1 protein-coding gene is annotated in these 387 nt (G+C 71.8%); it reads left to right on the forward strand.

Annotated features, from left to right (window positions below; genetic code table 11):
- Positions 1-387, forward strand: a 387-nt coding sequence (locus RB628_RS42950; RefSeq protein WP_318325796.1) for a universal stress protein, incomplete at both ends; no start/stop codon positions are given.

The following is a 387-nucleotide window of genomic DNA, read 5'->3' on the forward strand; positions in this document are numbered from 1 at the left end:
ACCGGACACTGCACGAAGCGGGTGCCGAGGTACTCAAGGAGGCGGTCGCCTTCGTTGAGTCCCGGCGGCCGACGGTGGAGGTGTCGACGATGCTGGCGGAAGGAGAGCCGGCGTGGGTTCTGCGGGAGGAGGCGCGGAACGCCTCCCTGGTCGTGGTGGGCTCCTGGCATCTGAGCACCCGGCGCGAAATGTTCACCTCCGCCTCCGTGGCGCTGCCGGTCTCCGCCCACGCTCCCTGCCCGGTCGTCGTCGTTCCGGAGCCGGAGCACATCACCCCGGAGCCCGCGTACTTCGTGGTCGGCGTCGACGGCAGTCCGCACGCGGCCGCAGCAGTGGACGTGGCGTTCGAGGAGGCGGCCCTGCGCGGAGCGGCCCTCAGGGCCCTGT

Origin of the sequence: Streptomyces sp. ADMS (assembly GCF_033441795.1) — a bacterium.
Lineage (GTDB): Bacteria > Actinomycetota > Actinomycetes > Streptomycetales > Streptomycetaceae > Streptomyces.